The organism is Streptomyces sp. NPDC051217 (genome assembly GCF_044455465.1).
GTDB lineage: Bacteria > Actinomycetota > Actinomycetes > Streptomycetales > Streptomycetaceae > Streptomyces.
The window spans coordinates 1,058,995-1,070,774 of record NZ_JBITEV010000001.1; the positions used below are offsets into that span (position 1 = coordinate 1,058,995).

The window sequence follows — 11,780 nt, forward strand, 5'->3', positions numbered from 1 at the left end:
CTGACGCAGTCGGAGTAGAAACAGCTTCGTAAGTCGCGTGGAGGGGTGGACATGGAGTGGGTCGATCGTCTGGTGACGGTGACGGGTTGGAACGCTGAATCCGTCGAATTCGACTGGTCCGACACCGAGAGCGCCCTGGGCACCCCTCTGCCGACTGATTTCAAGGAACTGCGCACACGATTCGCCGCGTGGGGTGCCTTTAGTGACCATGTTCTGGTGCTGGAGGCGCAAGGCGAATCGGAGTCGGTGCAGACCGCTCACGCATCCTTGCTCAGGTCCGTGCGCGAAAACCCCGATAACCAGCGGATATTCGAGCCGTTCGGGCTTCTCGGAGCGAATGGCGAAGGCAAGGGCCTTGTGCAGTGGGGGTATTCCTTCATCGAGGAGGAGTATTACTGGCTGGCCGACACCTCGCAGGACCCGGCGACGTGGCCCGTGGTGGCACGAGTAGATCCGCTGGAGGCTTTCCAGCGATTCGACATGACCGCCTCGGAGTTCGTTTACCGTGTGCTCATGGAAGCCGACTTCTCAGTATTCAATGTCGCAGCGACGATCGAGACGCCCTACTATCGGGCGTACTGAACCGCCGGGCATCAACTGAACCGGACTCCTACGCGACGGCCCGCCAGGTCCACATCGGCGGGCCGTCAACTGTGCGCCTGCCAGGGATTATTGTTTGGCGATTGAAGGAAATTCCCCTGTGCCGCTTTCGAACCGCGGCTGGGCGGGGCCTCGCCGGGGGGCGCGAGTCCCGTTCTTCCGTGAGATCCCGGGAAGAATTGGCCGGCTCACCGGGGAGAGTGCGCCGCACGCCGGGTGCGGAGTGGCTGGGGTGTGACACCTGGAACGACCGCGTCGCTGGTCGGAGTGTGAAACCGAATGCGACGCACACCGTCGCTCCTTCGCCCGCCTCCCTCGCGGTGCCGCGCTCACCGATCGGTCTGGGGCTGGCCACTTCCCTGCTGCTCGGTGCCGTGATCGTCACGGATGTGCTGTCCCTTGCCTCGGGCGCCTATCTGTACGACCTGCTGCGCGGCGCGCCGCACGCCGAGGCAGCCCTGTGGACGGTGCCCGGCGTCGAGGACAGGCAGCTCTCCTACGACCTCTTTGGCCTGCTCCAGAGCGCGTTCTACCTCTCCACCGGAATCGTCTACGTGTGCTGGCTGTACCGCTCGCGCGACAACGCCGAAGTCTTCGCCCCCGGCACTCAGCGAAGGGGCCGCAGCTGGACCGGCTGGGGCTGGCTCGTCCCGGTCGTCAACCTGTGGTTCCCGCGTCGGGTCACCCTCGACATCTGGAACGCCAGCCGTTCCGTGGGACCGAACTCGCCCGACCGGGTGGGCCCTGGCCTGATCAACCTGTGGTGGGGCTTCTGGCTCGCGCAGGGCTTCATCGCACTGGCCGGCGGCGCGGTCTACGACACGGCCGAATCGATCGGCCCGACGAACGTGGGTCTCGGCCTTCTCATGGTCTCCGACCTTGTCGACATCGTCTCCGCCGTTCTCGCGCTCCGGCTGGTCCGCACTCTGACGCACATGCAACACGTCAAGGCGCGGCACGGGTTGACCGCCCAGGAGGGAGAGTCGTTCAGCTGATCGTGATCGGTGGTGGGGCCGATGGACTGATTCCGTCCTGAGCAGGGAGAGTCGCCCGACCCCGACCGCGACGCCGGGCTGGACCGCATCGAGGAAGTCCTGGACCGATTCCCCGACCGGGTCTTCGCGTTCGACGAGGCCGGGCCGCTCGGCATCCGTCCCACCGCCGGGTTCGTGCTGGGCCGAGCAGGGCCACCCCGAGAGGCATCCCGCGACCTACCACCGCATCCACGGGGGTGCGCCACGAACACCCTGGCCGTACTGAGGTGAAACGACGTCAGCTGGAGGCCGTGGCTATGGCTGCGAGGGTGGTTGGGTAGCCGTGGGTGCCCCGCCCGGGGCGGGAGGGGTTGCCCAGGTGCCGGTGGTTGGCCCGGTCCGGCTTCCCCTGTTGGACACCACGGCGCAGACCGCGAAGGTCACCCCGAGCAGGCCGAAGATGATTGCCAAGTTGCCCTTCGCTTGGATGTCCGCCTGCCGCGCTGCGACCTCCCTCGCCCAGAACGCCGCATCCTTCTGCGTGGTCGACTCGTACTCGGAGAGACAGTCCAAGAAGACTCGATCGGGCGGGGTATCTGCCTCGGTGTCGCAATCGGCGTCGTCGAAAAGACTTATCTTGCTGCTGTATTCGTCCAGCGGCTCATCGGACACCTGAGAGGTCGCGGTCAGTGCGACCGCCGACAGGATCACCGCCGTGATCATGCTGAGCATCGCCAATACGATGCAAAAGACGGTTCCGGCACTGCGCCCTTGGGATGACATGGCAGGAAGATTAACGGCAGGCGTGAACCGCTGTCAGCCCGGCTGTGCTCGCTGAGCAGTTCGCCGGATACACCCCACCTCAGGGCACGAGAGACGCTCTGTCAGCCCCGGTCTCCGTGTGTTGTCGCGGAGACCGGGGTGCGCGCGTCAAGCTCGTTTCTCGGCGATCGGGTCCGGCCCCGTACCTGTTCGGGGCGCTGTGGGTGTTATGGCGTCAGTACTTGGCCGATGCGAAGGCCCGCGGGCGCGCCCAGTGCCGTGGTGCCGTAGAAGACGCCGGAACTGGTCACGATGCCGCTGGTGCTGCTGTTGTCCAACTGCAGGATCGTGCCGTTGTTCGCGTCCTCGCCGTCGGCGCCGATGGCCAGATCGGCCCGGCTGTAGCCCGACAGGTCGGTGAGCGAGACGGACGAGCCGAGGCGGTCGTTGGACTCGGTGGTACCTGGCACACCCGCGGTGTCCTGGTGATACGCGGCTGAGCCGGTGGCGGTCGGGCCCGTGGACGTGCCGCGCAGCAGGATGACCTGGCCCGCGTTGGTCTGGGCGACACCGCTTCGGGTGATGTCCTCGCCGGGCAGGCCGGTGAGGATGTCGTCGTATCCGTCGAGGTTGACGTCACCCACGGATATGGCGGCGCCCATGTCGTCGCCGGTCTCGCCGGTGTCCGGGACGCCGGTGGTGTCCTGGCCGAACGTCTTGCGTCCGGTCGAGGTCAGTCCCGTCGCCGACCCGAAGACGGCCGTGATCGCACCGCCCTTGAGGGTGTGCCCGGATTCCGTGGTGCTCGGCTGGCCGACCGCGAGGTCGGTGTAGCCGTCGCCGTTGAGGTCGCCCGCCGCGAGCGAACGGCCGCCGCGCGCGTCCAGGACGCCGACGCGCTGGAGCCCGGTCGTGGAGCCCTTGAGCCACAGCAGCCGGCCGATACCTCCCGGGTCGCGGAAGCCGACCGCGGCGTCCGCGTATCCGTCCTTGTTGAAGTCGCCGCTGACGGCTGAGGCGTAGCTCGTTGCGGCGGTGTACGCCGTCGAGTTCAGGTAACCGGACTTGGCCGCACCGGACTTGCCGTCCCAGGCCCACCAGCGGCCCGGCTTGCCGGGAGCGGCGGACAGGACGTCCGCGTTGCCGTCGGCGTTGAAGTCACCGGAGGTGACGGTCGCGCCGAGCTTCTCGCCGGCGGCCCGGGTGGTCGCGTTGGTCCAGTACCCCTTGCCGCTGTTCAGGCCGGGGCCGTGGAGCACCGCCACCGTGCCGGTGTCGGTCTGGCCGGTGGTGCCGTTCTCGCCGGGGGAGCCGACGATCAGGTCGGCGTATCCGTCGCCGTTGACATCGCCCCACGCGTTGGCGGAGCCGAAGAGGTCGCCGGCCTCGGAGTTGCCGGGGACGCCGGGGCTGCTCTGGTTGATGGTCCTGCGCGCCGCGGAGCTCGGTCCGTCGGTGGTGCCCGGCAGGACCGTGACGCTTCCGTCGCTGTTTGCGGCCCGGGGCAGTCCGGCCGCCAGATCGTTGATGCCGTCCCGGTTGAAGTCGGCGCTCGGGATTGCGGAGTTACGGCCGGGGCCGGCGGCGAAATCGCGGATCGCGGGGAGCTTCGCGTAGAGGTTCTTGCCCGGGCACGCGGTGGCGAAGGCGTCGCGATGGCCGGAGATCACGCTCATCGTGGCCTGCTGGCCCTCGGTGTACTTGCCGGTGTCGCCCTGGGCGACGAGGGTCACGGAGCCCTTCGGGTTGCCGCCGTACTGGCCGAGCTTCCAGGCGGCGACGCGCGCGGCGGACTGCTGCGCGGCGGTGGTCGGCCGGCCGGCGGGCTTGCCGGTGGCGGTGTCGCCCTCGAAGTCGCCGAGCAGTGCGATGCCGGTGGAGTAGCTGTTGAATCCGTAGGTGTGCGCGCCCTTGACCGGCACGTCGGCGCCGCCGCCGCGGCCCTCGAAGATCCGGCCGCACTTGTCGACCAGGAAGTTGTAGCCGAGGTCGTTCCAGCCCTCCGTCTTGACGTGGTACGTCATGATGCCGCGGACCAGGGCGGCCGATTCGGCGCAGCTGTAGTTGTTCGAACCGACGGTGTGGTGGATGTAGACCGCCTGCACCTTGTCGATGTACTCCGCCGGGTCGGCGACCATCGTCTCGTCCGCGCCCCACTGGGCACGATCGATGATCGGAGGCCGCTTTACGGTCGAGGGCGGCGCGGTCGGCTTGGTGGGCGTCGGGCTCGGACCGGGCGTCGCGGTGTCAGTCGGGCTCGGACCGGGCGTCGCGGTGTCAGTCGGAGTGGCGCTGTCCGTCGGGACGCTCGTCGGCGTGGCCGACTCCGTCGGTGCCGTGCTGCCGGTCGCCGTGGAGCTCTCGGCCGGGGTGGCACCGTCCGTCGGCGCAACGGGATCGCCCGGCGACGCGGTCGCGGTCTCCTCCACAGCGAACGCGGCGTTGTTCAGGACGGGGTCGGCCGGGTTCTTGGCCTCGGTCGCGCTCACTCCGGGGTCGACCATGTGCAGCTTCAGGTTCTTGGGCAGCGCGCTGCCCGACTCCACCCGTACCTGCACCGCGGTGGACGGGCCGACCCGCAGCGGTTCGGAGGCGCCCCGTGCCCTGCCCTCCGGCTCGTCCGGTCCGTGCGAGTCCAGTGGTCTAGGGAGCAGGTCGAATTTGCCACCGGATGGGTCAGGCCGATGGCGGGAGGCGTCGCGCGCGCCAAGACTGGGCGTGCCGTACTCAGCCGCGACGAGAGATCCCGTCGTGCCGCACGGCTTGAGGGAGTTGATGAAGAATGGCGGACGGCGTCCCTGATGGCGGCCCTGGACGTGGCGACGGAGAGAACGGGCGGGACGGCGTGGGCCGCCGGCCGGTCAAGGGGCCGACGGACTTGCCCAAGAAGTCGTGGCGCGGGGTTCTGAAGCGTACGGTGCGAGAATTCAAGGAAGACGACCTGACGGACTGGGCCGCCGCTCTGACGTACTACGGGGTGCTGTCCATCTTCCCGGCATTGTTGGCTCTGGTGTCGATCCTCGGACTGCTGGGCACCTCCAGCATCCAGCCGCTGATCGATAATGTCGGGAAGCTCGCGCCGGGAAGCGTCAAGACCGTGCTGAACAGCATGCTGACACAGCTGCAGAACGGTCAGGGCAAAGCGGGACTCGCTCTCGCCATCGGAATCGTCGTTGCGCTGTGGTCGGCTTCGGGATACATCGCGGCGTTCATGCGTGCCTCCAACACCGTCTACGACATCGGCGAGGGCCGCCCCGCGTGGAAGACCTTGCCCATCCGGTTCGGTATCACCGTCGTGGTGATCGTTCTTCTGGCAGCCATCGCGGTCGGGGTGGTGTTCACCGGGTCCCTGGCGCGCGAGACCGGACACGTCCTGGGAATGGGGAACACCGGCCTCGCAGTGTGGACCTACGCCAAATGGCCGGTGATGGTCCTACTGTTCAGCCTGGTGATCGCTCTGCTCTACTGGTTCGCTCCGAACGTCAGACGCGGCTTCCGCTGGGTCAGCCTCGGCAGCGTCCTCGCCGTGCTCATCTGGATCATCGCCTCCGCCGCCTTCGGCGCGTACGTGGCCAACTTCAGCAGCTACGACCAGACCTATGGCAGCTTCGCCGCGATCATTATCTTCCTGGTCTGGCTGTGGGTCTCCAACATTGCCATCCTCCTCGGGCTCGAATTCAACGCCGAACTCGAACGGGCCCGTGCCATCGAAGCAGGCCACTCACCGAACGACGAGCCATACTCCGAGCCCCGCGACACACGAAAACTGTGACCGGCACCAACCGCTGACGCTGAACGGGTTGACGAACCCGGCCTCCACGCAGGTTCGCGCGGGAGGTGGGCCCCGGTATCTATTGGCGGAAATCCCAGGCGCAGAAGAAGCGGGAGCTCTGCCACCGGCGTCGCCGGCTCCAGGACGGACGGCTCCACCGCTTCTTCGCCAGGCAGCCGGGCAGGGCCTCTCCCAAGGGGGGAACCGGATCGGCAACGCGGCCACCCTGGAAGGACGGCCAGGCCACCGTGCCCACTGGCCCGCGGCCGTCGACGACGGCCACCGCCCGGAGAAAGCGCCGGGAGCGCGCGTCCACCGACATCGTGGGTCGCGGGGCGACTCTCGCCGGACAGCGCGGCGAGGCAGGCTGAGTCATCATAAAAGCCATGGGTCACTCAGCGCTGATCGTGATCGACATGATCAATACCTATGATCACGCCGACGCCGATCTCCTCGTACCGTCCGCGAAGGCGGTGGTGCCTCGCATCGCGCGGCTGATCGACGAGGCTCGGCGCCGGAAGGTGCCCGTCATCTACGTCAACGACAACTTCGGCGAGTGGCGGTCCCACCACGGCGAAATCCTCGAAACGGCGCTCGCCGGTCCTCACGCCGATCTGGTCGAACCCCTGCGGCCGAGGAACGACTCCCTCTTCGTCATCAAGGCCCGGCACTCGATCTTCTACGAAACGCCGCTGTCCTATCTGCTGTCGCAGCTGAACGTCGGTCAGGTGATTCTCTGCGGCCAGGTCACCGAACAGTGTGTGCTCTACTCCGCTCTGGACGCTCACATCCGGCACCTGCGGGTGACCGTGCCCCGCGATGCCGTCGCCCACATTCACTCGGACCTGGCCGACGCCGCGCTGCGGATGATGGAACGGAACATGGACGTCACCATCCGGAACTCCGCCTCGATCGAGTTCTGAATCCACCAGGGTGCGTGGTGGGCGATCCGGCGCGGCAGCTGATTGTGGCGACGGTGCCTCCGCTGAGGGCCGGGCGTCACCGGGTGTTGTCGTGGCGGAGGTGGTTGGTATGGCGGGTGATGGCGCCGACGCGGTCGGCGAGGTCTGGGTGGCTTGCTTCGAGGTGGGGCCGGGCGGCGGTGAGTGGGCCCACCAGGGCGGCCGGGTCGTCGTCGGCGAGGGCGGTGGCGATCAGGGCCAGTCGTGCCCGGGCGTCCGGGGGGAGCCCGGTGAGGGCGGTGATCTGGCCTGCTAGTTGGCGCAGGGCGGAGGAGTTGTCACGGGCCCAGTGGCTGACGTTCCGGTCGCCGGCGCGGCGGTCGCGGGTGGCCTGTACGCGTTGTTCTCCGGTGGCGCCCGGAGCGCCGGGGCGTACGCGCAGGTAGCGGCGTTCGGCGGCCTGGCGGCTGGCGACGCCCAGTGGGCCTGCGAGATCCGCCCAGCTGGCCCCGGCCTCACGTGCCGCTTCGATCAGGCCGGGTTCCCAGGCTGCGAGCCGTTCGCGTACCTCGCGGAGCAGGAGCAGGGCGGCCAGGGCCTGTTCGCTGCTGGTGCCGGCTTCCTCGGCCCAGTTCGGGGGCCCCGGGCGATCCGCGTTCGGGGTGCCGGGGGTTTGTGCCGTCTGTACGGCTTCGTCGATCGCGTTCAGCGCGGATGCCGCTGCGAGGAAGTTGGCGGGGGCGGATGCGGGGGTGGAGGCGGTTTCGGGGGGTGGGGAGGGCTGGTCCGGAGTGGGCACGGTCGCTCCTTCTTCATGTCACCCTTTCGGTGACATCTCAGTTGTCATCGTTTCGATGACATGGTACAACGGTGGCAGCCGCAGCGCATTGGCTGTTTCCGCCCGAACCAACTGGAGGTGTTTCGCGATGTTGATGCGCACCGAATCGTTCCGCGAACTCGACCGTCTCTCCCAGCAGTTCCTGGGTGCGACCGGCACCTGGTCCAAGCCTTCCGCGATGCCGATGGACGCCTACCGGGACGGCGACGTCTATGTCATCGCCCTGGATCTGCCCGGTGTCTCCCCGGAGGCGATCGACATCGACGTAGAGCGGAACATGCTGACGGTCAAGGCCGAACGGCGGCCCGTCGCCGACTCCGACGACGCGCGCATGGACCTCTCCGAGCGGCCCCTGGGAGCCTTCTCACGGAAGGTCATGCTGGCCGACACCCTCGATACGGAACGCATCGAGGCGGACTACGACGCGGGTGTCCTCACCCTGCGTATTCCGGTCGCCGAACGGGCCAAGCCCCGCAAGATCAGCGTTGGCGTCGGAGCACGGCGCAAGGAACTCCGCGCCTGAACATGGCGCACCATCACCCGTGACCGCCCCGACTCCCCGATGAAGAAAGGCATCCGCCCGATGTACCCGCAGGCAGAGGCACCGCCGTCGGCAACCCCAGTGACGTACGACCAGATGCTCGAACGCGTGCGATACGACGGCGCGTACCCCACCAGGCAGCGCGCAGAGCAAACGGTACGCATCGTTCTGACGGCACTCGGCAGGCAGCTGAGTGCTGACGAGCGTGCCGAAGTCGCCACACGCCTGCCCGTCGAGGCCGCGCGAATCCTGACCGCCGAGCCCCCCAGCACTGAATCTCTCACCGGCTGGGGCTTCGTCAAGGACCTTGCGACCCGTACCGGAGGCACACCCGCCACCACGCGCTGGGACGTGGGCACGGTCCTGCCCCTCGTCGCACACCTCTCGGGAGACGACCTCCTCAACCGGATTCTCGCCCAACTCCCCTCCGGCTACGCCCTCCTGTTCGGCCGCGCCGAACTCCTCCAGGCCGCCTGAGACCCTCCTTACGAAGACGCAGGGCCGTGTTCCGTCCGGATACGCCGGGCGGGACACGGCCCGCCTGCTCCGCATGGGTCCAGCTTGCCGGGCACGTCGACATTGGGGACACGAAGATCGGGCAGCGGCAGAGGACGCCCCGGGGCGCGTCGGACGGTTCTGGCGCGCCCCGGGACGGTAGGAAGTAGGTCCGGCCGGTCCGGCCGACGCAGGGATGTGGGGCCCGGGAGCAATGTCGAGCCCGTTTCAGGAGAGTGAGGCACCCCCGTGGCACGCGCGGCGATCTTCGACGTTGACGGAACCCTGGCCGACACGAACTATCCGCACGTCACCAGTTGGTGGCAGGCGTTCCGCGGGGCGGGCCACCAGGTGGCGATGTCCGACATCCACCGGGCAATCGGTCTCGGCTCCGGGGACCTTATCGCCCATCTGCTCGGCGACGACAGGGACCACGACCAGGACGACCCGATCAGCGCCGCGCACAGCACTCTGTATGGCACGTACTTCGGTCGGCTGACGGCTTTCGAGTCCGCCGCCGACCTCCTGCGGGTCCTGGCCGAACAGGGCTGGACGAACGTCCTGGCCTCCTCGGCCACCGGGCCCGAACTCGACGCCCTGCGCCGGGCGATCGACGCGGACGACGTCATCGCGGGAACCACGAGTTCGGGCGACGTATCTCAGGGCAAGCCGGCACCCGACCCCGTGCATGCCGCGTTGAACATCGCCGGGGTGCCCGCGGAGCGCGCGGTCTTCGTCGGTGACGCCGTGTGGGACATGGAAGCGGCGTCGAGAGCGGGTGTACGGAGCGTCGCGGTCCTGTCCGGCGGCATCCCGCGCGACGCGCTCGAAGCCGCGGGGGCGGACGAGGTGTACGAGAACGTCGCCGACCTGCTGGCCCGGCTCGACAGCAGCCTCTTCATGGACCTGGAGTGAGAAGGCGGGCGGCACGGGACGGACGATGACGGCATTACGGGTGTTTCAACTGGGAGAGCCGGGTACTCGAAGCCGCCGACGGGGATGCCGAGGCACGGCGATCGGAACCGCGAAGTCACACCGAGGGAGTCGGAGCATGCGCGCACTGACCTGGCAGGGCAAGAGGGACGTCCGGGTGGAGACCGTTCCCGATCCGCGTATCGAGGAGCCGACGGACATCGTCGTCAGGATCACCTCGACGGGGATCTGCGGTTCTGACCTGCATCTGTACGAGGTTCTCGGGCCGTACCTCGATCCAGGAGACATTCTTGGTCATGAGCCCATGGGAATCGTGGAGGAGGTCGGCCCCGAGGTGACCTCCCTGGTCCCTGGGGACCGGGTCGTCATCCCGTTCAACGTCTCGTGCGGGCACTGCTTCATGTGCGACCAGGGGCTGCACTCACAGTGTGAGACGACCCAGGTGCGCGAGCGCGGTATGGGCGCCTCGCTCTTCGGCTACACCAAGTTGTACGGCCAGGTGCCCGGCGGCCAGGCGGAGCTGCTGCGCGTGCCTTTCGGCGACAGTCTGCCCATCAAGGTTCCGCACGGCCCGCCGGACGACCGGTTCGTCTATCTGTCGGACGTGCTTCCCACCGCCTGGCAGGCCGTCGAGTACGCGGCCGTCCCGCCCGGTGGCACGGTCACCGTCCTCGGGCTCGGGCCTATCGGCGCGATGGCCGCGCGGGTCGCCCAGCACCGCGGCGCGAGTCTGGTCGTGGGTGTCGACCTCGTACCCGAGCGCCTTGCACGCGCCGCCGCGCACGGCGTGACGTGTCTCGACCTCCGCCGGCACGGCAAGGACCTCGGGGATGCTGTACGTGATCTGACGGACGGACGCGGCACCGACGCGGTGATCGACACGGTGGGCATGGAGGCGCACGGCGCGCCCCTGGCCAAGGCCGCCCACCGGGCGGTGGGGCTCATGCCCGACGTCGTCGGCGAACGCCTCATGGAGACCATGGGCGTCGACCGTCTCAGCGCCTTCCAAAGGGCGATCGACGTGGTCCGCAGGGGCGGCACGATCTCCCTGTCCGGCGTCTACGGCGGCGTGGCCGATCCGCTGCCGATGCTGACCATGTTCGACAAGCAGATCCAGCTCAGGATGGGCCAGGCCAACGTCAAACGCTGGGTCGACGACATCCTCCCGCTGCTCACCGACGAGGACCCGCTGGGTGTCGACAACTTCGCGACCCACCGGCTGCCTCTGGAGGACGGGCCCCAGGCGTACAAGACGTTCCAGAACAAGGACGACGGGATGATCAAGACGCTGCTTGTTCCCTGACGTGCGAGCGACGCGAAGGCTCCCTGATACCGGTCGGACGCGGACGCGGACGTGGTTCTGGGACTGTGCGTACCCGATCCGGCTTCCGACAGGCGGCGGCTTTCCCGAATGCCTGGGACAGTGAGAGGGATGCGGCCGAGCGCGCCGGGTACCTGGCGGCCGGCCTACTTGGGACCAAGGCTGGAGGGCCGATGGCCGTACGACACCAATTGATCGAACGGTCCGTGGCGGACGTGTGGGCGGTGCTCGCCGACGGTTCGCGCTACGGCGACTGGGTGGTCGGCACAGCCGATTCGCGGCCCCGGGAGGGGGAGTGGCCGGAGGTCGGTTCCAGCATCACGTACACGATCCGGCTGGGCCGCTGGTCGCTGTCGGGACGCACGATCGTGCGGCGGTGCGAAGCCCCCGGCGTGCTGGAGCTGGAGGCCGACAGCGGATGGCTCGGCACCGCGCGGATCGCCGTCGAGGTCCGCCCCTGGGGCGACAACGCGCTGGTCATCGTCGACGAACACCCGCTGCGGGGACCCGGCGGGCTGCTCCACAACACGGCCGTGGACGCACTGATCCAACTTCGGCACCGCAGCATGCTCGCCCGTCTGGCGGACGTGGTGGAGAACGCTCCCACGCACGCGCGCGCAGCGGTCTGAAGCGTCCGCACGC

12 protein-coding genes and 1 pseudogene are annotated in these 11,780 nt (G+C 68.4%); 10 read left to right on the forward strand and 3 right to left on the reverse strand.

The features are described from left to right. Window positions 1-51: 51 nt before the first annotated feature. The 3 genes and pseudogenes from ACIBBB_RS04820 to ACIBBB_RS04830 form a co-directional block, all read left to right on the forward strand. Window positions 52-582, forward strand: coding sequence for a hypothetical protein (locus tag ACIBBB_RS04820; RefSeq protein WP_398978668.1), 531 nt, complete (start codon window positions 52-54; stop codon window positions 580-582). 287 nt (window positions 583-869) lie between these two features. After that, on the forward strand, window positions 870-1,595 hold the full coding sequence (locus ACIBBB_RS04825; protein WP_398978670.1) for a DUF4328 domain-containing protein: 726 nt from the start codon (window positions 870-872) through the stop codon (window positions 1,593-1,595). Window positions 1,596-1,643: 48 nt separating this feature from the next. Continuing rightward, window positions 1,644-1,830: pseudogene (locus ACIBBB_RS04830) on the forward strand (IS630 family transposase); the annotation flags it as partial. Between the two features lie 59 nt (window positions 1,831-1,889). On the opposite strand, the gene ACIBBB_RS04835 reads toward ACIBBB_RS04830, so the two are convergent. After that, window positions 1,890-2,306, reverse strand: a complete 417-nt coding sequence (locus tag ACIBBB_RS04835) for a hypothetical protein (RefSeq protein WP_398978673.1) — start codon at window positions 2,304-2,306, stop codon at window positions 1,890-1,892. A 257-nt stretch (window positions 2,307-2,563) separates the two neighbouring features. Further along, window positions 2,564-4,894: an FG-GAP-like repeat-containing protein gene (locus tag ACIBBB_RS04840; RefSeq protein WP_398978675.1), complete on the reverse strand. Its 2,331-nt coding sequence runs from the start codon at window positions 4,892-4,894 to the stop codon at window positions 2,564-2,566. Between the two features lie 224 nt (window positions 4,895-5,118). Here ACIBBB_RS04840 and ACIBBB_RS04845 point away from each other — a divergent pair, with 224 nt between their 5' ends. Further along, window positions 5,119-6,108: a YihY/virulence factor BrkB family protein gene (locus ACIBBB_RS04845; RefSeq protein ID WP_398978677.1), complete on the forward strand. Its 990-nt coding sequence runs from the start codon at window positions 5,119-5,121 to the stop codon at window positions 6,106-6,108. A 386-nt stretch (window positions 6,109-6,494) separates the two neighbouring features. Then, entirely contained in the window at window positions 6,495-7,031 is a 537-nt protein-coding gene (locus ACIBBB_RS04850) for a cysteine hydrolase family protein (protein ID WP_398978678.1), read from the forward strand. A 76-nt stretch (window positions 7,032-7,107) separates the two neighbouring features. Here the strand turns inward: ACIBBB_RS04850 and ACIBBB_RS04855 are convergent, their stop codons facing one another. Beyond that, window positions 7,108-7,809 (reverse strand): type III effector protein, encoded by a 702-nt coding sequence (locus ACIBBB_RS04855; RefSeq protein WP_398978680.1) that lies wholly within the window; start codon window positions 7,807-7,809, stop codon window positions 7,108-7,110. A gap of 127 nt (window positions 7,810-7,936) precedes the next feature. On the opposite strand from ACIBBB_RS04855, the gene ACIBBB_RS04860 reads away from it, so the two are divergent. From ACIBBB_RS04860 to ACIBBB_RS04880, 5 genes are all read left to right on the forward strand, one after another. Further along, entirely contained in the window at window positions 7,937-8,371 is a 435-nt protein-coding gene (locus tag ACIBBB_RS04860) for an Hsp20/alpha crystallin family protein (protein ID WP_398978683.1), read from the forward strand. 60 nt (window positions 8,372-8,431) lie between these two features. Next, complete coding sequence (locus ACIBBB_RS04865) at window positions 8,432-8,866, forward strand: DUF2267 domain-containing protein (protein WP_398978685.1); 435 nt, start codon at window positions 8,432-8,434, stop codon at window positions 8,864-8,866. Window positions 8,867-9,133: 267 nt separating this feature from the next. Further along, window positions 9,134-9,799 carry an HAD family hydrolase gene (locus tag ACIBBB_RS04870; RefSeq protein WP_398978687.1) on the forward strand — a complete coding sequence of 222 codons (666 nt, stop codon included), beginning with the start codon at window positions 9,134-9,136 and terminating at the stop codon, window positions 9,797-9,799. Window positions 9,800-9,935: 136 nt separating this feature from the next. Next, window positions 9,936-11,120 (forward strand): zinc-dependent alcohol dehydrogenase, encoded by a 1,185-nt coding sequence (locus ACIBBB_RS04875; RefSeq protein WP_398978689.1) that lies wholly within the window; start codon window positions 9,936-9,938, stop codon window positions 11,118-11,120. A gap of 191 nt (window positions 11,121-11,311) precedes the next feature. After that, window positions 11,312-11,767 carry an SRPBCC family protein gene (locus ACIBBB_RS04880; RefSeq protein ID WP_398978691.1) on the forward strand — a complete coding sequence of 152 codons (456 nt, stop codon included), beginning with the start codon at window positions 11,312-11,314 and terminating at the stop codon, window positions 11,765-11,767. The last annotated feature ends 13 nt before the right edge of the window (window positions 11,768-11,780 follow it).